The sequence below is a fragment of the Proteus sp. fly-1008 genome, from assembly GCF_040140305.1.
Taxonomy (GTDB): Bacteria; Pseudomonadota; Gammaproteobacteria; order Enterobacterales; family Enterobacteriaceae; genus Proteus; species Proteus vulgaris_B.
Genome location: NZ_JBEEWH010000014.1, coordinates 49,603 through 70,124 on the forward strand (window position 1 = coordinate 49,603; position 20,522 = coordinate 70,124).

A 20,522-nucleotide genomic window follows, 5' to 3' on the forward strand; every position below is an offset into this window, starting at 1 on the left:
AGCAGTTACTATCTTAATATAAAAAACACCCTTACTTGTCTATCAAATAAGTAAAGGTGTTTTTTTTAAGGGAAGTTCGATTTGGTTGCTTAATAATCTCGTTATCTATTCTTATTTAACGGAATTAATTAATTGATGAAAATTTCTAGTCTATTTTTTCACACTTACACTTTTGTATCGCCTAGCTCGCGAATTTCTCCGACATCTTCTTCTAGTTATGAATTTTTGATCGAAGATACTGAGGAAGTTCTTTGTGATACTTATCATCCCAGTGGATCCATCAATGAATTCGAAGAAGATTTGTATTGTAAGCTATTGAGACACCAGCGTGATTATATTCCTCGTATCAATCTTAATTACAGTGTTGTGATTAACCATATTCAAGTGATTAATAACGCAATGCTTACGTTATTTAGGCGTTCATATCGCTATGCGGAAGAATTCTCAAAGAGTGTGCATTTGCTAAAGAAAAATAAGAAGAAACGCTCTCCCGCTTTTATACAAATTAGTAATTTAGCGGAAGAGTCAGTTTTGGGGGATTAACCGCGTCTTAAACGACGTTGCGTATAGAGTGCATCTAAGGTAAATAAAATAAGGGCAACCCAAATAAAGCCAAAGGTTACTAATCTTTCTGCATCAATTTGCTCGCCATATACCATTGTGGCAAGAATAAACATCAAAGTTGGGCCAATATATTGGAAGAAGCCTAAGGTTGATAAACGCAGATGATGAGCAGCTTCAGTAAAGAGCAATAATGGTACAGTTGTAATAATACCGGCTGCGATTAACAAGGTATTCAATGACCAACTGTTTTCAAGCATATTGCTTGTTGGTGAGTGGGTAAAAAATAAGATGTAAATTAATGCGACAGGGAATAGCCATAATGTTTCGACCAACATTCCTGTTTGTGCATCGACACCTAATTTTTTACGCAGTAGACCATAAAGCCCAAAAGTTACGGCAAGACTTAAACCAATCACGGGTACAGAACCAAAGTGCCATAACTGAATAAATACCCCCGTAAAGGCTAAACCCACCGCTACCCATTGCATACGACGAAAACGCTCGCTTAAGAAAAGCATACCAAACAGGACGTTAACAAGGGGGTTAATAAAGTAACCAAGACTAGCTTCTAGCATATAGCCATGGTTAACAGCCCATATATAGGTAAGCCAGTTAGTTGCAATAATGACAGCTGTCAGCGCCAAGAGTAGGATTTTTTTAGGTTGACGTATTAATTGTCGTAAATAAGGCCAATGACGACTAATCGTCATTAAAATCAACATAAAAAAGAATGACCATAGGATACGGTGTGTAAGGATCTCTTCTGCGGGCACTTCTTGAATGCTTTTAAAATAGACAGGGGCAATACCCCAGATCAAATAGGCGCCTAAGGCACATAAAACGCCTTTCATCGTGTTTTTCTGGCTCATGCTATCTCTGGAATTGATGGAAAGGAAATGTGTGACGGGGTTATCATACCCAATGACATTATCTAATGTGTCATTAGGCATGCATTTTTACAAGTAATTAATAACATTCTCAGCATCATAGCGCATAATGAATTTTAACAAAGACTTAACCCACAATGTAGGTGGCTGTTCCACTTGCTATATGAACTTGTTTTTCATTATGTAATTCAACACGAGCAACAGAGACTTTATTACCACTGCGCAAGATATGACTACTTGCAGTAAAACACTCCCCACGTCCAGGTCGTAAATAATCAACCCGTAAATCAATCGTACCCATTTTAGCAAGTTTCTGTTCTAACTGCTCTTGGGATATAGGTGCTAAACGTGTTAATGCATTACCAACACAAACTAATCCTGCACTGACATCAAGCACTGAAGCAATAAGGCCTCCATGTAAAATACGTTGAGCAATATTACCGACTAATTTATCTTGGTAGCGGAATTGAATTTCTGCATAATCTTGTTCAAAACGAACTAGCTCTAACCCAATCAACTGGTTAAACGGCATTTTATACACAAAAACATGACCAATTAAGGTTTGAGCCTCTTCTAATGTTAATTGCTTTTCCATTTTTAGAACCTCCGATATTACGTCATAAAGTTAATATAATGTTAATGATACATGACGAAACCGTAATTTCCCATTCGTGCTATAAATATAATGGTGTAAAAATATACGAGATTTAATGGCGATTACGTGTAAAATATGGTGGCTTAAGTGTAATAAAGCACATTTATAAGAACTAATTATAAAGTAAGTACTAACTTCTATATTATTCAATAATGAAACAGGATAATTAACTATGCGTTACATCCGTTCTTTACTTGCGGTGGCTTTATTCTATCCAGCATGGGGATTTGCATCCGAAATTCAAACATCATCATCTCCTGCACCGCTTGTTCAGGGCAGTATTATTTCCGGTTTATTACAAGAATACGACTCACCTTTTGTTCTTTATCCTTATGAATCTAATTATATTATTTACACTGATACCTCTGATATGAATAAAGAGGCGATTCAAAGTTATGATTGGGGTAATAAGGCTAAAAAAGATGAGGTGAAATTTCAGCTTAGTTTGGCTTTTCCTTTATGGCGTGGTATTGCGGGTGAAAACTCTGTATTAGCAGCGTCTTATACTCAACGTTCTTGGTGGCAATTAAGTAATAAGAAAGAATCAGCTCCTTTCCGTGAGACAAACTATGAGCCACAACTCTTTCTAGGTTGGGCTACTGACTATAAATTTGCAGGTTGGACACTTCGTGAAATTGAGACAGGTTTTAATCATGAATCAAATGGGCGTTCAGATCCTACATCTCGTAGTTGGAATCGAGTTTATGCGCGATTTATGGCACAAAAAGGTAATTTGCAGCTCGATTTAAAACCATGGTATCGCTTTAGCGAAAGTGCACAACGTGATGATAATCCAGAAATTAATCGTTACATGGGCTATTATCGTTTAAAAGCAGGTTATCGATTAGGTGAGAGTGTGATCACTGCAACAGGACGCTATAACTGGAACAGTGGTTATGGCGCCGCTGAATTAGGTTGGAGCTATCCAATTACTAAGCATGTTCGCTTTTATACCCAAGTATTTAGCGGTTATGGTGAATCGATGATTGACTATAATTTTCGCCAGACACGTGTTGGTGTGGGTGTGATGCTGAATGATATGCTGTAATTTTCCTCGTTCTGGGGTAGCATAACGCTATAAATGATGACGGCACCTTCATATTGGTGCCTTTTCTTTGACTCCTCATCATAGTTTTTATCAGCAGCTTTTCAGAGGAACGGCGTGTCCACAGCAGAAGTTCTTAATTCAATGCCATCAGCACAGACTATTTTGCGAGAAACCTTTGGTTATCAGCAATTTCGTCCTGGTCAGCAAGAGATCATCCATACTATTACAACAGGACGTGATTGCCTTGTTGTGATGCCGACTGGGGGTGGAAAATCCCTTTGCTATCAAATTCCGGCATTATTGTTAGATGGATTAACCGTCGTTGTGTCGCCATTGATCTCCTTGATGAAAGATCAAGTCGATCAGCTTTGTCTTCATGGCATTGAAGCTACTTATTTAAACTCAACACAAACCCGTGAAGAGCAACTTGATGTTCAAATGCGGTGTCAAAAGGGTGAAATAAAACTGCTGTATATTGCTCCTGAACGTTTAATGATGGAGAGCTTTCTTCACCAATTAGTGCAGTGGAAACCTGCATTGCTAGCTGTTGATGAAGCACACTGTATTTCACAGTGGGGGCATGACTTCCGCCCTGAGTATCGTGGCATTGGATTATTAAGGCAATATCTTCCCGATGTTCCTATTGTTGCACTGACAGCAACAGCAGATAACACAACACGTTATGACATTATAAATCAGCTAGTCTTACGTGATCCTTTAATTCATATCAGCAGTTTTGATAGACCAAATATCCGCTACACTTTAGTCGAGAAATACAAACCACTTGATCAACTTTGGCTCTTTATTCGTGGCCAAAAAGGAAAGTCAGGCATTATTTACTGTAATAGTCGCAGTAAAGTAGAAGAAACCGCAGAGCGACTCAGTAAGCGAGGATTGAGTATTGCAGGTTATCATGCCGGAATGGAGATGACACAGCGAGCTAAAGTACAAGAGGCGTTCCAGCGCGATGATTTGCAAATTGTTGTTGCAACCGTTGCGTTTGGAATGGGGATAAACAAACCTAACGTGCGTTTTGTGGTTCACTTTGATATACCTCGTAATATTGAATCTTATTACCAAGAAACTGGGCGTGCAGGGCGGGATGGATTACCTGCAGAAGCCGTATTATTTTACGATCCCGCTGATATGGCATGGTTACGTCGTTGTTTAGATGAAAAGCCGGAAAGTGACCAAAAAGCGATTGAAATGCATAAGCTCAACGCAATGGGGGCATTTGCTGAAGCACAAACATGCCGACGACTAGTGCTCCTTAATTATTTCGATGAACATCGGCAAAATGCCTGCGGTAACTGTGATATTTGTCTTGATCCTCCTAAGCAATATGATGGGTTGATCGATGCGCAAAAGGCTTTATCCTGCATTTATCGTACGGGGCAACACTTTGGAATTGGTTATATTGTTGAAATATTAAGAGGAGCGAATAATCAACGTATTCGCGATGCAGGACACGATACATTACCTGTTTATGGTATTGGTAAAGCACAAAGTCATGAACATTGGGTGAGTGTGATACGCCAACTTATTCATTTGGGTATGGTGACACAAAATATTGTACACCGCTCTGCATTACAGCTTACTGAGATGGCAAGACCCATCTTACGAGGTGAAGTTCCATTACAATTAGCCGTGCCTAGATTATTAAGTCCAACAAAAAGCCGTAATCAACAAACAAAAAATGCGCATAGACAGTACGATAGAAAATTATTTGCGAAACTACGTAAATTACGTAAATCTATTGCTGATGAAGAAAATATTCCGCCCTTTGTGGTCTTTAATGATGTCACATTGATAGAGATGGCAGAGCAATGTCCTGTTTATCCTGATGAGTTGTTATTAATAAACGGTGTCGGCCAACGAAAATTAGAACGATTTGGACCTGCTTTTATGACACTGATCCGTGACCATATTGAGGGCTTCGAATAACGCCAACAAGGAGAGCCAATGACAACCACTCTTTTTAAACATTCGTGGTTATCTCGTGAAAAGCAGTTTTCTGCTTTTACGAATGGCACTTTATTGGATTTTTGGAACCAGCGTGAAGAAGGTGAATTTACGGGTGTCGATGGAGTAAAGATCCGTTATGTTCATTGGCGTTCACCATCGCACAATAAAGCACTAGTAATTTCTTCAGGCCGTAGTGAAAGCTATGTAAAGTACCCTGAAGTTGCATTTGATTTTTTCCATATTGGCTATGATGTTTTTTTGCTTGATCATCGAGGACAAGGCCTGTCAGACCGACTATTAGAAGACACACAAAAAGGTCATGTAGAAAAATTTAGTGATTATATTGATGACTTCTCAACATTCATTGATACGATAGTGTTGCCTTATCAATACCAACATTATTTTGCATTAGCTCATTCAATGGGCGGTGCTATTTTAACGGGATATCTTCTAAAATATCCTCATGTTTTTAAAGCCGCCGCATTAAGTGCGCCGATGTTTGGTATTAAATTACCGATACCTCGCTGGGTGGCTAATTTTTTAGTCAATCGAGCAGAACAAAGTCAATCTGAAAGAAATAACTACGCAGTATCAACAGGTAAATGGTTTCCATTACCTTTTATTCTTAATGTGTTAACACATAGCCATGAACGATACCGTCGTTATTTACGTTATTACGCTGATTTTCCTGAGCTACGATTAGGTGGCCCTACTTATCATTGGATGGGCGAAAGCCTGAAAACAGGAGATTGGTTAATTGAACATGCGGGAGAGATTGATACCCCTTTATTAGTGCTTGAAGCTGAGCATGACAAGGTGGTCGATAATCAAGAGCTAAGGGCTTTCTGTGAACGTTATAGTCAGTCCAGAACAAGAGAAGAAAAGCAAAAATTGCCACTGGTGATTAAGGGTGCGCATCATGAAATCTTGTTCGAAATAGATAAGCTACGCTCACAAGCATTGAATGAAATCTGTGAGTTTTATGATAAGCATTTATTTTAATCAGGAATGTGTATGTATTCGATAGTCGCTTCAGATCTTGATGGCACGTTGTTATCACCTAATCATGTATTAACTCCCTATACGCAAGAAACACTACACCTACTTATTAATAAAGGGGTGCATTTTGTATTCGCAACAGGCCGCCATCATGTCGATGTTGCTCAAATTCGTGATGGATTAGGCATTAACGCTTATATGATAACGTCTAATGGTGCAAGAGTGCATAACACGCATGGCGACCTTATTTTTAGCCAAGATCTTGAGCCTGAAATCGCTTATGATTTGGCGCTTATGGTTTTTGATCACCCTGAAATTGAAACTAATATTTATGCGGGTGACTACTGGTATGTTAATAAAGAGATGCCGGGGGCTTGTGAGTTTTTTCGAGAATCAGACTTTAGCTATGAATTATATTGTAAAACAGGATTCCCGACCACCAATGTCTGTAAGGTCTTTTTTACCTCTGATGATCATGAGCTATTACTGAAACTAGAGAATGAAATTAATCAGCTTTGGGGTGATAAGGTCAATGTGAGTTTCTCACTACGTAATTGCTTAGAAGTGATGGCAGGGGGCGTATCTAAAGGTGAGGCACTAGAGAAAGTGGCTGAACTGATGCAACACTCTGCGAAAGATGCTATCGCATTTGGTGATGGTATGAATGACAAAGAGATGCTACAGATGGCGGGTAAAGGTTGTATTATGGAAAATGCGCACCAGACATTAAAAGATCTACTACCCAATATGGAAGTCATTGGCGCTAATGCGAATGAAGCAGTTCCTCATTATTTACGTAAGTTATACCAAGTGTGATCCTCTCTAAAGAAAAAGGCGAACAAGATAATAGTGTTCGCCTTCTTTTTATTTTTTTAAATCAGCCTAAACTTTGTTAGTGATATTGCATTGTAAATTGTAATGTCCCATTCGCTTTACCCGCACTCGTTTTATCAGATGTTTGGATATAACCCGCTTCTAAAGGGATAGAATAACTTCCTGCACTGCTGTTTTTTTCACTTACTGTTATTAATTGTCCCAGCTTTATTGGCTGGTTTTGATACTTAACCTGTATGCCATAACCCTTAGCGGTATTGCTGTCTGTTGGATTACTTAAACCAATTGTTCCTGCGGTTTGTTGGCTATCAGCAACACCATCAAATCGAATTTTAATCGGTGAAACAGGATCACAACTTAAATCAATATTGAAATCTTTAATACTCTCTACACTTACAGAGCCCACGCCATTAAAACTGGACTTAGGTACAGCGCCAAGAGGAACATTAATATTATTATTCACCACATCACAACCACTAGAAATAATGGTTAACGGTGAAAGATTAATTCTTGGCTCCGTTTTACCTGTATAGTCACTGGTGATAAAACCATTGTTATAGACAATCAACATTGCAGCCCATATACCCGGAATGGTTTGTGATTTTACATTATCACGTAGCTTATATAGCTTCATTTCTAATGTAACAGAGTAGTTACCGCTGGTGGTGTTAGATGAACAAATAAGCCTGTTACTATAGTTACCATCAATATTTTGCTGTCCATCTACATAAGCAGACCCACTACAACTTCCGCTAATGGTGCCATGTAACGTATAACCAATACCACTGCTATTGAGTTCTCTGACATAAGCCCCATTCACTCTAGGGCTGGAAGCATTAAACGAACCAGGCAAATAAATTCCAGGCCTAACTTCGCCTCCAGAAAGGTTCCACCATGTCCATGCATTCATTGTTCCTAACGGAATTGTGGCGACTTCCGTTAAAATTGGTGCTGAACGCGATACATAAATAGGTGCTGAATAAGTTACTGTCTTAGTCGTGAGATCTGCCCTAAATTCAGCCATAGTGGTTGATGTATACAAAAGAACAGACAGACAACCTAGCGTTATATATTTATTCATTGTTATCACCTATCTGCAATCTAGTTGTAAAAATTGGATCTTTTCTAACGAGAGATCCACATTTAAAGTAGTTTGGCATTGTTCAACGGCGCTGTTACCCCATTTGGCACGTAATTGACTCTGCTCAGGCACACCATTTAAGAAAACCTCACCATCATTGGCAACAATCCCACTTGAAAGCACTTGCCCGTTTTGATAAATCTCGACTTGAGTACCAAATGGCAATGGTGTTCCGTTGTAGTGTAAGTTTGCAAGCACACGAGCCCCTTTTCTTGCTTTGAAATCAGCTAAGACAATTGCTCCTTTGGTTGGTATAACTGTCGTTGATGTTAATTCAACATCGTTATTACCCGTTAAAGAGGCAGGATCGACGGTTACTTTATTGCGCTCATAACGTGAAACATTAGGAATGACCGCGTAGCCTTGATTGTTGGTATAAAGACTCTGTGCACTACTGACCTTTAAGTTATCAACATCTTCTGCTTTAATTAAAATTGCAGAATCATAGATTGTACGAGATGGCGTTATTCCACCTTGATGAATTAAGAGTGCGCCATTTGCTCCCCAATTCATTGATTGATAGCGTTTGTCGTAACTGTAACCCGCACTGATCTCTCCCCCTGAAGCACTGTAGTTGCCATTAACAGAGCCACTGTATTCTTGACGAGAATGATTGTAGTTTTGTGAAATATCATATTGTAGGTTGTTATCTTCCAACTGAGTGCCACTTAAACTTACAGAGCTAATAGAATCACCTTGTTTGCTACTGTTATAGCGATAACTTAACCAATTGTTATTCTGAGCAATATTAAACGGAAGACTAAAATTAATAGATAAAATCTGATCGGTTAATCCACTTTCTTGACGTTTGTTATAGGCATAAGAGACGCTATAACTTAGTGCACGATAATTTGAGTTAAAACTCACATTCACATTGCGATCAACTCTGTCTTGATACCAATAATATTGTTGATAACCATTTAATGAGAGATAACCCATATCACCTAAAGATTGCGATACAGATAACTGAAACTGCTTTTTCTTATGATAAAGATGAGAAAAACGCTCATTAGCTGCTGAGAAATCATAGTAATTTTTTGTTGAATAGCGATAAGATGCCAGTGAAAAACCAGTTTTGGTATCAGGTAAATATTTAGAATATTGAATACGATAAGATTGCCCTTGGGCTTCATCGTCATTGATTAAGGTTGTTTTCGCATGAGTAATATCGGCAGAAACAGCACCTAAATAACCAAGATTAACTCCAGTGCCTAATGCATAAGCTTGGTAATCAGCAGAAATTAATGTGCCACCATAAATAGATAAATTATAAGGGAGCCCATAAATAGCCGAGGTTTGAAAGAAATTAGGTTTTTTCGCCGCTGTATCAGCATGATATTTACCGATATCTATACTGTATTTTAAGCTACCCGCACGTTGCATCATGGGAACCGCTGAAAAGGGTTGTGAAAAGGTACGTGTTGTTCCGTCTGCTTCTTCAATTGTGACTTGTAAGTCGCCGCTGTAAGAAGTGGGATATAAATCTGAAATAGCAAATTCACCCGGTGGAACAGAAGTTTGGTAAATCACGCTGTTATTTTGACGAACAGTAACCACAGCATTGCTTTGAGCAATCCCTCTTACAACAGGGGCAAATCCCCGTTGACTTTGTGGCAACATACTTTCATCAGAGGCAAGTTTAATGCCACGATATGGAATACTCTCTAATACATCATTATCAGAGGCAGTTTCACCGATGGTTAAACGGCTTTTTAAACTACGAATATCTCTCTCAACATAAGTTTGCAAACTATTCCATTGTGAAGAGTTATCACTGTTTTTATTATAGTTACTGTGATTACGTAAACGCCATGAACCCACATTAACACCACTGCGTAACCCTAAAAAAAGAGAGTTGCTATTATGTTGATCATGATACCAATACTTATTTTGTCGATAGGTGTAATTCACAAAGGCAGCATTAATACCGTCATTCCATTGCGTGGGTGAGATATAGCCATGTCCATAATTATATAAAGCAATTTGTGGTATAGAAAATGACAGTCGTGCTCGTGAAAAATCATACTGATATGTTGCATTTGGAATAATGCGAGCAATATCAGTGATCGTTTCATTTTTAATTTGTTGATTAGATTGTGGTATTACAGATCCTTTGACACCCCAATTTAATAAGTCTTGTTTAGTGATCTCTGGTGTAAGTGTCTTTTTTTCTTCGTTAAAAATAAAACGTACTTGGCGGTTATCAATTAATTTGTTATTGAGATAAATATCAACAGAATAGACACCAGGAAGTTGGCCTCCAGCATAAGAAAAATAATCAAGGCTATTAATATCCGCAACTTGACTTTCTATTCCTAAATTGAGTGCATCAGGGTTAAATTGCTCTTCAGCCATTACCTGATAGGGATATAAAATAGTGGCGATCGCTATGGCCAGTAAACCGTGGTGATTGAGATTATTGTTAGGAAATACGAATAATCGTTTTGTTGATAACGCTATTATGGATAAAGTCATCGCCATACACCCTTAGTTTAATACTTTATCTACAGTTGCACCGTAGTCATTAATAAACTGAACTTTAACTTTATGATAAGTGGGTGTTTTTTCTAGCAATATCACTTCTTGATGTGGCTGAATTAAAGGATCGTAAGGGTAGCGTTTGTCATCAATAAAAATATGTTTAATGGTTAAGTGATAAGGCGTGTTGTTCTTAAGCACTAAGCCTTGATTTTGTTTTGATAGTTCGACGTTATTAAAGTTAAGTGGCTCAATATCATGAGCACGTAAAAAAAGTTTAAATTGAGAATTGATTACCAGCTGAAGTTGATTTTCAGGGCTTTTTTCAACGGGAGGGATAGATTTGATATTAAGCCAATAGACAACTTCGGTATTTGAATTTAAGGGTTCTCCTGTATAAGAAATACGTGCTGTACCAGTGCTATCTGGCTCAATACGAAAAAGAGGAGGGGTTGCGATAAAAGGCGCTTTGTCATTACCTTGAAAAGCTGAAACCCAACTTTGGATCAGATAAGGTTTTTCTTTATCGGTATTAAGAATAGGAATGCTTATTTCACGAGCATTATCGTTATAAACAAACCGCGTTCCACCCACACTTATCCCTGCTGCATGGCATACCGTTATGAGAGAAAAACAAAAAAATAATGTGAGAAAAATATTCTTTTTCATATTGGTGCTATAAAGTTAAGAAGAAATAAGAGGGTAATAAGTATTACCCTCATTTTTTATTATTTGTATTGGATGCTATAGACGGCGGAGCCGTTAGCTGGGCCTGGTGTTGCTTGTGCTGTTGCTTTATAACGAGCAACATAATCTAAGTTAATTTCTGTACCTTTAATTTCGACCTCTTTAGAGTCGTCATATAGATTAATTTGAGATACAGCATCTTTCTCAAATAGTGCGATACCGACGTTTGTTGCACCACCTGAGGCTTGGTCGATGGCTAAAATATCGCTATCAATTGCATCACGAGTACCACCGAAGCGTACGGCAACAGTGGTATCAACAGGGCAATCAATCAGTTTAATCGTGAAATCTTTAAGGCCTGCGACTTCGCCTTTAGTGGCTAAGCTTTTTGAAGACACTTTTCCTAAATCTACAGTCAGATTTTTAGAAGAGCTGTCTACTGTACAGGCTTGGTCTGTTATTTCTCCGGTAAAATTAATAGTGCCCGATGCAAAAGTAGCTGGTGCAGAAAGTAGAGAGAAACTTATCCCTAATAAATAGAGAGATTTATTTAATTTGCTCATGATCAGTCCTGTTTAAAAAGTAATTATTTTTACTTTTTAATTTATTTATAAGTATAAATTTAAGTATAGGTTTATTCGCATAGAAGATATGCCAATAAAATATAGCATTACAAAAAATTTAAGTTAATGAAGATTTACATGAGTTTTTTTGTCTTAATATCAAAATGTTTAATGTTTGTTTTTTTAATTAAGGATAATGTTTAATTAGTCATTAATTAAATCACAAGGCGAACTATTTATTGCTAATAATAATTTCTCTATATCTTCTATAGGAAATGAATTTTTATTCAAATAAAGATAAAAACGATATTCTTTATCTTTATTATGTGTATTTAATTGTTTAATCGAATTTTTATTCAATTCTTCCTGAATGGCTGCAAATGGGAGTCGAGAATAGCCAAGGCCATGTTTAACAAGGCTTATCGCTGTTTCTATTGAACCAACATGAATCACTTGATTATGATGGTCTATGTCTATGCTATTACGGGATAATGAAATATATGTATGTTTTTGTAATTCCTTGCATAAGTCATTATTGTTGATATGTTGTAACACGCTCTCAGGATGTGTAACTAATACTGTTTTTATACATTCTAAATCAATGGGTTGTAATGATTTTATGTTATGGTGTGTTATCACTAAATCATGATCTTTTTGCGATAATACATCTGATTGACTCAGTGCGATTTTATGAATATTAATATCATAATGTTTATTCGCTTTAATAAATTGAGAGATTTTATCTAAAAATAAGTCTGAAACATACAAAGGGTCGATAAGCATATTTATTTTTAACTTATTGTTAAATATTAATTTTTTTGCTTCCTTTTCTAGCGAAATGGCCTTTTCAGTGATTTCTCTCGATAACTCAAGTAATAATTTGCCTTCATGCGTAAGTACTGCTCGCCTTTTCTCTAAAGAGAGAATTTCAATGCCCAAAGTTTGCTCTAATTTATTGATTGTATAGCTAATCGATGATTGAGTTCTATGCAGTGCATCTGCAGCCTGGGCAAAGCCGCCATAATCAACGACGGCTTGTAAGGTAATCCACTGATCGAGAGTCGTTCGGGATTTTTCCATGATGGAACCTTCTTATTATTGTTTATTTAATACTCATTAAAAATGAAGCTAGCAATATATCTTAGCATTGTTAATAGGTAGTAATACTCATTTTTTAATCAAGTTTAAAAAATATTAACATTATAATAGATAGTGTTATTGTTTAATAATCAATATACTTTTAATAAAAATATTTATACTTTTTTATTTTCCGTTATTTGAAGTGTTTTTTCATAAAATAGACAAAGTTGGCTTTTTTTGTTTTTTATTATTTCAATTTATATAAATAAGAAGGAGTTTTTAATATGGGTTGAAATGATTTTTAATTATATTAATATTTATTTCTCTTTTTTTATTCATATAATTAATGTTATTTGATTTTATTTATTGATTATTTTTATTTTTTTATTTGTTTTTTCCGTAATGCTCGTTAATCTATATTCTATTTATTATTTGAATTTAAGTTCTTTTATTATTTATTAATTGTGATTTGTTAAAAAATAAAAATATCTCATATTTGGCTTAAGATGGTTTTACTAAAATATAAAAGACTACTTATAATTTTAAATACTACAGTTTAGTCTAAATTAGATGAAATTAGGTTTTATATATTGAAATAATAAAGTATTTCAATATGTAAAACTACCATTATTTTAAATGCTAATATTAAATTTGTTGACCTATAAACAACTTAACTTATTTAACTTAAAAAAGAAAATCTTCCGTTAGAGATATCAACTTGAAAATTAAAATCCCATGAAAGTGTCTTTTCACTCACATTAGGAGTGAGATTAAGTATAAAAACGTAAATGTGTGACTTGGATCAATAATTAGCGGTTGTTTTCCGTTAAATGTTCGATGTTGTTGACAGAGATAAAAAATAATAAAGGTAAGAAAAATATATTTTATATTAAAGTAGATTAAATGCCTTGTCCAAAATGGCACTTTGTTCTTCGGTTAATTGGATACTTTGTTAGAAAAGTATATTGCTTTAAAAATAGTTTTCCCAAGAATTGGCGATCTTTTTATGATGTTCGTTTTATTATCTTCATATTATCATTGATTGAAGAGTAGTTTCTCAATGTTACTATTTATCAATTTTATTAAACAAAAAATTAAAAAATAATCTCTTTTTTTTCTAAAAATAAGACGCTGGGAAGAAAATATGGATTAATTTTATACAATCAATGAGCTATAAGTGAAGCAAAGCAACAGAATAGGCTGATAAAAGCACCAGTAAAGAGGATGAAAAAGGAGAGAAATAAAAGAACATAGCCATTGCCTTTCGTATTTTTCGATAAAACAATGGCTTTATATCAAATTAATTGGAATCAGCGGATTATAATCCCCCAACTTCTCTAGGTGTCGCTCGCATAGAGCTACGAATTGTATTACCCATCATGTCCACTCTTGCTTGGAATGGTGGGAAAGGCAGTGGAATACCATGTTCTGCAAAGGCTAAAAGAATATTTTGATGAATTTCATGTCTGGCGGGCATTCTGTGTCCCATTTCAGCTGCATAAACACGCAATTCAAAAATTTGAATACCCTGTTGTAAATCGACTAAATAAACCTCAGGTGCTGGGTTTTCTAAAATCATTGTAGAGCGTTTTGAGGCTTCTAATAAAACATTTGTGACTTGCTCGCTATTACAGTCTGCTGGAGCAGGAATAGTCATCACAATACGGGTAACAGAGTCCGACAGAGACCAGTTAATAAATTGTTCCGTAATAAAGGCTTTATTAGGTACGATAATTTCTTTTCTATCCCAGTCGGTCAACGTAGTCGCTCGGGTGTTGATCTTAGAAATATTCCCCGTCAAATTACGGATGGTTACGGTATCGCCAATACGGATAGGTTTTTCAAACAAGATCATCAGCCCGGAAATGATATTGGCAAAAATTTCTTGTAAACCAAAGCCTAACCCAACCCCCATTGCAGCGACTAACCATTGTAATTTTGACCATTCAATCCCTAATAAGGAGAAGCCTACAATGCTACCAATTAGAGTGATACTGTATTTAGTCATGGTAGTAATGGCATAGCCTGTACCTGGCGTTAAATCTAAATGTTGTAAAATAGCCAGTTCAAGTAAAGCGGGTAAATTTCTCACCAATTGCGTAGTGATAATAATTACAAGGATCGCCACTAAAATAGAGCCCATGGTAATAGGTTGTATGGTGTTAACTCCATTCACCGATGAGGTTACATCCCAAAGACGAATATTATCGACAAAGGAAAATGCGGTGTTTAATTCAGACCATAATAAGATCATCGACACTAATGCAATCATGGTCAGAATAGAGCGAACTAAGCCAATAGATTGCGCGCTGATTGCATCAAGGTCTATTTCTTGAGCCTCAATTTCAAGCCCTACTGTACTCTCACCGCTACTGCCCACAATGGTATTTTCATCTTCGCCTTTCGCACGTTGGGCAAGAATTTCAGCCCGTTTCTGTTTTGCGCGTTCAAAAGCTAATTTACGACGTTGAATAAGCATCCACCGCTGAATAATGTGATAGATAATCAGTAAAGCAAACCAAATTGCTACTGACATTTCTAAACGGCCAAGCAAGACAATCGAAGTAGAAAGGTAACCTAAAACAGCGGCTAAGCCTGCAATAACAGGGGCAAGAAGTAAGAACCACCATAAGATAGTGTTTATTGCATTATCACCAGACCCATGTTTGTCAAGATAAAGGGGAACATGGGCTTTTTTAAGACTTGAAGTAATAAAGCTTAGGGCTATACAGAGTAGCAAGAAACAGAAGCGACCGACTGTTGGTGCAAATTCTCTATCACTATAATATTCAAAGGTAATTAATGACATCATTAGTGGGACGATGACAAAAATAGAAAGCTGGTAAAAGCGCATTGCTTTTTTGACTCGACTTTCTTTCCATTTAAATTGAGCGATAAATAAACCGTTATGACGTGCGAAGGTCGCACTGATCATAAATAGCCATAACACAGGAGCTGCTGCTGTTACACCATAGCCAATCGCGCCGGCCATTGGATAACGCCATTCAACACTTTGTAAGCCATAACCGACCGCAGACCATAATAGAGGTAACGGAAGTGCAATTAAAATAGACCAAAAAACGGTACGTATTGTCAGTGAAAAATGATCTTGGGTGACTTTACCAATACGGTTACTGACTCTTTCTAGAAAAGCGTTGTAGTGTTTTCGAGTACGAAGGCTAAAACCAACAATTGATAAGGTAACAAACAAGAATAGAAACGTATCTTGGTTTTTAAGCATGCTAACAGCAGCATGGCCTAATTGTGAAAAGGTATCTAATGAAAGTAGCCGAGTGATATCTTTGACTAATAAAACTGGATAATTGAATTTGATAGGGCTGATATCGGCAACCCAGAACATATAGCGGTTTGTCGCGTCTTTTGTTTCTTTTAAAGCATCCGCTAATTGGGTTGTGGCGACTTTGAGTTTTGTTAATTCAAGGATCTGAGAGTCATAGCCTGATAGTAATGAATTTAATAGCTCATGGCGAGCTTGAATAAGGGAATCAAAGATATATTGCTGAGCTTCAGGTAATTTAGAGCCATCCGCCGTTTCAGGTGGCTGGATCTTGCTTAAATTCTCCAGCATATCTTCATAACCTAAACGCTCAACACGTAATTGAATAATATCTCTATCAAGTTCTTGTGAGCGAGGCATTTCAGGTAAACGAGAAAGTTGTGTTCTTAACGCTTCACCTAATGCGGTGGAGCCACTTAGCCACTGTGCTTGTTCGCGGATCGTGGTGAGTGTTTGACGAACTTGCTGTGTTTGTTGTGTAGTAATCCGTTGTTTTTCAGAGAGATCGCTCATTTCCTGTGTCTGTTTATTCAGGATTTGTGAAAGCTCACGGTTGGTTTGGATCTGTTTTGTCAGAAACTCAGGCAATTCACCACCTTGTTCTGCCAACATCTCTGTTTTTTCTAACGCAAGATCAGCCACTTCTTGGCGTTTTATATTCAATAAACTACGTAATTGTTGTAGTTGTACATCAAGGCGTTGATAGCGTTTTTTAAATAACTCTAAGCGAAGGCGTGCGATTTCTTGGCGATTATTAGCTGATAGTTGCGCCATTTCTAGTTCATTAACCATCGCTTTACGTGCTGTTACTTCAGCTTGAGTCAGTTTATTTTGAGCTTCTGTTAACGGGGTTGTTGATGCACTCACAGAGGCTAGTCTTGCTGTTGCGTCACTTAATAAACGACGTGCTTCAGAGAGTTGTTGAGGCAATAAATTTAAAGATTCACTGATTTCACGGCTTTTGTCTTGTTCTTGCTGTTGAAGCCTTGCTTGCTCCATTAATTGGCTACTGACTTGAATAATTTTCTGTTCTAAATCAGGAATGCTAATTTTTTCTGGGATAGTTGGAACTGCGTGACTTTCTTCAAGAAGCTTAGTTCTGAGTTCTTTTGTGATCTCTGGATAATCATCAATGGTTTTTTGATAGTTGTCTGCATTTGTTTGGGCTTTTTCACCATCATTAATCCAGTTGATAGTGCCTTGCAGCGCCTGAACAGTCTCAATATCTTGAGGATTAGTACTTCCTTCAAGTTGTTTAATATCTTGACGTAATTTTTCTACATCTGCTGATATTGCAGACGTACTTAACGAAAAAGTCAAAAAGAGCGAGAAGAAAAGACTGATTATCAGGCGCACAAAGGTTACTCCGAATTACGTATTATTCACTGATGGCGTTAACGTCATTGCCAGCAACATTGATGATGGAACCTAATTGTTCCCCCATTAATGTAACGGAGCCATTCATAAGATCTTTATTCAATTGAACGGTATTTTCAGGGAACAGGTTGATAACTGTTGAACCTAACTTAAATCGGCCCATCTCCTCACCTTTTTTCAAGAATATCGCTCCTGCTTTGTCTGCTTGAGGATAAGTCCAACGCTTAATAATACCTTCACGAGGTGGTGTTACCATGCCACACCAAATCGTTTCAATACTACCAACAATAGTTGCACCTACCAGAATTTGTATCATTGGACCAAACTGCGTTTCAAAAAGACAAATAATGCGTTCATTACGTGCAAATAAGTTTGGTACATTGGCCGCCGTCAATGGATTAACAGAGAAGAGATCACCAGGAACATAAATCATCTCTTTTAATAAACCATCGCAAGGCATGTGAACACGGTGGTAATCGCGAGGCGAAAGATATGTCGTAATAAACTGACCATTACGGAATTTATCTGCCAACATAAAGTTACCCGCGAGTAACGCTTCAAGAGTGTAATGATGTCCTTTAGCTTGCAGAATTTGATCGTCTTGAATAAGACCAAGTTGGCTGACAGCACCGTCTGCAGGTAATGCAAGTTTGTCATTACCTTCAACAATAGGACGTATGCCGTCTTTTAAAGCTCGAATAAAGAACTCATTGAATGTTGAATAAGCTTGGAACTGACTGTCTTTCGCTTCATTCATATCGACTTTGTAGGCTTTTGCGAAGGCTTTGATAACAAACTGGGTGATTGCACCCGCTTTTTTGTTTGCAAACCAACCCGCTAGCTGTGTGAGCCATAATTTAGGCAATAAATACTGTAGTTTAATTTTTAGCTTGTCCAAAATGGCAACCTCTGGGATTAAACGATAAAAAATAGACAAAAGGGGTCTATTGTACCCACCCTTAATCGGGTTGTCAGTGAATCAATTATTAAGAGTCTAAATTAATGTTCTTACGAACTTTCACCTGACTCATACTTTCTAAAATACGATGGTAGTTTTCAAAGCGTGTTTCTGATATTTCACCCTTTTTTACGGCTTCATTGATTAAGCAACCCGGATCGTCTAAATGTTTACAATCGCGGAACTTGCAACCACCAAGGTACGGTCTAAATTCAACAAACCCTTTTGTCACTTGATCCGGCGTTAAATGCCATAAGCCAAATTCACGGACTCCTGGAGAGTCAATCACATCTCCGCCTTGTGGGAAATGGTAAAGACGTGATGCGGTTGTTGTATGTTGCCCTAAACCCGAGTTATCAGAGACCTGATTAACAACAATACTTTCTTCCATCGGTGGTAGTAGCGTGTTAAGCAAGCTTGATTTACCCACACCCGATTGTCCAGCAAAAATAGAAATACGACCGATAAGTTCTTGTGTGAGCGCTTCTAGTCCTTCTTTAGTATAGCTAGAGACTTCAAGGACACGATAACCAATATCTTTATAAGTCTGCATCCATTCGCTTACTGTTTTACGGCTTTGTGTATCTAACATATCGATTTTGTTGAGTACAATCAGTGGCTCAACATTTAACGTTTCACAAGCGACAAGGTAACGGTCGATAATATTTAAAGACAATTCAGGCAAAATAGCGGAGACAATAATAATTTGGTCAATGTTTGCCGCAATAGGTTTAATGCCATCATAATAGTCAGGGCGTGTTAGTACAGAGGTACGCTCATGTACCGCTTCAACAATACCATTCACACGGACATTTTCTTGTGTTTGTAGCGCAGGGCGCCATACAACTTTATCACCCGTCACTAAGGATGAAATTGTGCGTCGGATATTGCATCGAGTAATCGTGCCGTCAGTCGCTTCAATATCTGCATGTTGACCAAAACGGCTGATGACTAAACCTTCGGAAGCTTCGCCTAATTGTGTATCGTCTAATTCAACGTGGTTCTTTTTCTCTTTGCTCTGCAAACGCTTTTTATGATTTTCTTGTACTCGACGTTGCTGGCCTTTAGATAATTTACGTTTTGTCACCGATCCTCACTTGTATTATTCGGTTAGATGTTCTTCTGTCGTGCTTATTGAGTAAACGCGCTATGATAAACGCTAAAATATCATGTCTCACACTTAGAAACAGCTAGGATATATTATGTCAAAAAGCGAGAACAATCTGATCTGGATAGATCTGGAAATGACCGGTCTTGATCCTGAATGTGACCGTATCATCGAAATTGCCACCATTGTGACAGATCCTCAACTTAATATTTTAGCCGAAGGTCCGGTAATTGCTGTACACCAATCTGATGAACAACTGAGTTTAATGGATGAATGGAATACACGCACTCATACGGGTAGTGGTTTAGTTGAACGTGTGAAAACCAGTCAATATGATGATAATTCAGCACAAAAAGCGACAATTGAATTCCTAGAAAAATGGGTACCTAAAGGGGTATCACCTATTTGTGGCAATAGTGTGGGCCAAGACCGACGTTTTCTGTACCGTTATATGCCAGAGCTAGAGCAATACTTTCACTACCGCTATCTTGATGTAAGTACACTAAAAGAGTTAGCGCGTCGTTGGAAGCCTGAAATTTTAGACGGCTTTAAGAAAAAGAATACTCACCAAGCATTAGATGATATTCGTGAATCTATTGCAGAGCTAGACTATTATCGTAAGACCTTTATTAAAGAGTAAAAAATGTGCATTCATGATTGATATTGCATCATTGTGATGATTTTATCGGCACGCAATCAAAAAAACGCATTTTTTTGTTGATAAGGGCTTGCGGTTAAGCATTTTTCTCGTATAATGCGCTTCCCGTACCGATGAAGAATTTTATTTGTACGGGTGTAAGAAAGACGCGGGAATAGCTCAGTTGGTAGAGCACAACCTTGCCAAGGTTGGGGTCGCGAGTTCGAGTCTCGTTTCCCGCTC

General features: G+C 37.3%; 16 protein-coding genes and 1 tRNA gene. 7 read left to right on the forward strand and 10 right to left on the reverse strand.

Annotated features, from left to right (window positions below):
* The first annotated feature begins 135 nt into the window (after nucleotides 1-135).
* Nucleotides 136-543 (forward strand): hypothetical protein, encoded by a 408-nt coding sequence (locus ABN256_RS17545; RefSeq protein WP_196554236.1) that lies wholly within the window; start codon nucleotides 136-138, stop codon nucleotides 541-543.
* Here the strand turns inward: ABN256_RS17545 and rarD are convergent.
* Both rarD and ABN256_RS17555 read right to left on the reverse strand, forming a co-directional pair.
* Nucleotides 540-1,433 (reverse strand): EamA family transporter RarD, encoded by an 894-nt coding sequence (gene rarD / locus ABN256_RS17550; protein WP_109410165.1) that lies wholly within the window; start codon nucleotides 1,431-1,433, stop codon nucleotides 540-542. The genes ABN256_RS17545 and rarD overlap by 4 nt on opposite strands.
* Nucleotides 1,434-1,578: 145 nt before the next feature.
* Nucleotides 1,579-2,046, reverse strand: a complete 468-nt coding sequence (locus ABN256_RS17555; protein ID WP_036939522.1) for a thioesterase family protein — start codon at nucleotides 2,044-2,046, stop codon at nucleotides 1,579-1,581.
* 232 nt (nucleotides 2,047-2,278) lie between these two features.
* On the opposite strand from ABN256_RS17555, the gene pldA reads away from it, so the two are divergent.
* From pldA to yigL, 4 genes are all read left to right on the forward strand, one after another.
* Nucleotides 2,279-3,154, forward strand: a complete 876-nt coding sequence (gene pldA / locus ABN256_RS17560) for a phospholipase A (RefSeq protein ID WP_072070834.1) — start codon at nucleotides 2,279-2,281, stop codon at nucleotides 3,152-3,154.
* Nucleotides 3,155-3,268: 114 nt separating this feature from the next.
* Nucleotides 3,269-5,098: an ATP-dependent DNA helicase RecQ gene (recQ, locus tag ABN256_RS17565; RefSeq protein ID WP_340894699.1), complete on the forward strand. Its 1,830-nt coding sequence runs from the start codon at nucleotides 3,269-3,271 to the stop codon at nucleotides 5,096-5,098.
* Between the two features lie 18 nt (nucleotides 5,099-5,116).
* Nucleotides 5,117-6,121 (forward strand): lysophospholipase L2, encoded by a 1,005-nt coding sequence (pldB, locus tag ABN256_RS17570; RefSeq protein WP_196554238.1) that lies wholly within the window; start codon nucleotides 5,117-5,119, stop codon nucleotides 6,119-6,121.
* A 12-nt stretch (nucleotides 6,122-6,133) separates the two neighbouring features.
* A complete protein-coding gene (yigL, locus tag ABN256_RS17575; RefSeq protein ID WP_349439838.1) occupies nucleotides 6,134-6,934 on the forward strand; it encodes a sugar/pyridoxal phosphate phosphatase YigL in 801 nt (266 codons plus the stop codon).
* Between the two features lie 76 nt (nucleotides 6,935-7,010).
* Here the strand turns inward: yigL and ABN256_RS17580 are convergent, their stop codons facing one another.
* The 8 genes from ABN256_RS17580 to rsgA all read right to left on the reverse strand — a co-directional run bounded on the left by ABN256_RS17580 (nucleotide 7,011) and on the right by rsgA (nucleotide 19,621).
* Nucleotides 7,011-8,033 carry a fimbrial protein gene (locus ABN256_RS17580; RefSeq protein WP_349439839.1) on the reverse strand — a complete coding sequence of 341 codons (1,023 nt, stop codon included), beginning with the start codon at nucleotides 8,031-8,033 and terminating at the stop codon, nucleotides 7,011-7,013.
* Between the two features lie 9 nt (nucleotides 8,034-8,042).
* Nucleotides 8,043-10,568, reverse strand: coding sequence for a fimbria/pilus outer membrane usher protein (locus tag ABN256_RS17585; RefSeq protein ID WP_349439841.1), 2,526 nt, complete (start codon nucleotides 10,566-10,568; stop codon nucleotides 8,043-8,045).
* A 12-nt stretch (nucleotides 10,569-10,580) separates the two neighbouring features.
* Complete coding sequence (locus tag ABN256_RS17590) at nucleotides 10,581-11,165, reverse strand: fimbrial biogenesis chaperone (protein WP_502929706.1); 585 nt, start codon at nucleotides 11,163-11,165, stop codon at nucleotides 10,581-10,583.
* Between the two features lie 134 nt (nucleotides 11,166-11,299).
* Nucleotides 11,300-11,821: a fimbrial protein gene (locus ABN256_RS17595; RefSeq protein WP_349439842.1), complete on the reverse strand. Its 522-nt coding sequence runs from the start codon at nucleotides 11,819-11,821 to the stop codon at nucleotides 11,300-11,302.
* 204 nt (nucleotides 11,822-12,025) lie between these two features.
* Entirely contained in the window at nucleotides 12,026-12,901 is an 876-nt protein-coding gene (locus tag ABN256_RS17600) for a LysR family transcriptional regulator (protein ID WP_196554243.1), read from the reverse strand.
* Nucleotides 12,902-14,219: 1,318 nt separating this feature from the next.
* Nucleotides 14,220-17,555 carry a miniconductance mechanosensitive channel MscM gene (gene mscM / locus ABN256_RS17605; protein ID WP_196554244.1) on the reverse strand — a complete coding sequence of 1,112 codons (3,336 nt, stop codon included), beginning with the start codon at nucleotides 17,553-17,555 and terminating at the stop codon, nucleotides 14,220-14,222.
* Nucleotides 17,556-17,577: 22 nt separating this feature from the next.
* Entirely contained in the window at nucleotides 17,578-18,474 is an 897-nt protein-coding gene (gene asd, locus ABN256_RS17610) for an archaetidylserine decarboxylase (RefSeq protein ID WP_349439843.1), read from the reverse strand.
* Nucleotides 18,475-18,562: 88 nt separating this feature from the next.
* Nucleotides 18,563-19,621: a small ribosomal subunit biogenesis GTPase RsgA gene (gene rsgA, locus ABN256_RS17615; protein WP_197269655.1), complete on the reverse strand. Its 1,059-nt coding sequence runs from the start codon at nucleotides 19,619-19,621 to the stop codon at nucleotides 18,563-18,565.
* A 115-nt stretch (nucleotides 19,622-19,736) separates the two neighbouring features.
* On the opposite strand from rsgA, the gene orn reads away from it, so the two are divergent.
* A complete protein-coding gene (gene orn, locus ABN256_RS17620; protein ID WP_109410158.1) occupies nucleotides 19,737-20,282 on the forward strand; it encodes an oligoribonuclease in 546 nt (181 codons plus the stop codon).
* 166 nt (nucleotides 20,283-20,448) lie between these two features.
* Nucleotides 20,449-20,521 (forward strand) — tRNA-Gly (locus ABN256_RS17625).
* The last annotated feature ends 1 nt before the right edge of the window (nucleotide 20,522 follow it).

Excerpts from the sequence above, each read along its gene's own strand:
- ABN256_RS17545 (WP_196554236.1), top strand. The coding sequence starts at position 136 with ATGAAAATTTCTAGTCTATTTTTTCACACTTACACTTTTGTATCGCCT.
- rarD (WP_109410165.1), bottom strand. The coding sequence starts at position 1,433 with ATGAGCCAGAAAAACACGATGAAAGGCGTTTTATGTGCCTTAGGCGCC.
- ABN256_RS17555 (WP_036939522.1), bottom strand. The coding sequence starts at position 2,046 with ATGGAAAAGCAATTAACATTAGAAGAGGCTCAAACCTTAATTGGTCAT.
- pldA (WP_072070834.1), top strand. The coding sequence starts at position 2,279 with ATGCGTTACATCCGTTCTTTACTTGCGGTGGCTTTATTCTATCCAGCA.
- pldB (WP_196554238.1), top strand. The coding sequence starts at position 5,117 with ATGACAACCACTCTTTTTAAACATTCGTGGTTATCTCGTGAAAAGCAG.
- yigL (WP_349439838.1), top strand. The coding sequence starts at position 6,134 with ATGTATTCGATAGTCGCTTCAGATCTTGATGGCACGTTGTTATCACCT.
- ABN256_RS17580 (WP_349439839.1), bottom strand. The coding sequence starts at position 8,033 with ATGAATAAATATATAACGCTAGGTTGTCTGTCTGTTCTTTTGTATACA.
- ABN256_RS17585 (WP_349439841.1), bottom strand. The coding sequence starts at position 10,568 with ATGACTTTATCCATAATAGCGTTATCAACAAAACGATTATTCGTATTT.
- ABN256_RS17595 (WP_349439842.1), bottom strand. The coding sequence starts at position 11,821 with ATGAGCAAATTAAATAAATCTCTCTATTTATTAGGGATAAGTTTCTCT.
- ABN256_RS17600 (WP_196554243.1), bottom strand. The coding sequence starts at position 12,901 with ATGGAAAAATCCCGAACGACTCTCGATCAGTGGATTACCTTACAAGCC.
- orn (WP_109410158.1), top strand. The coding sequence starts at position 19,737 with ATGTCAAAAAGCGAGAACAATCTGATCTGGATAGATCTGGAAATGACC.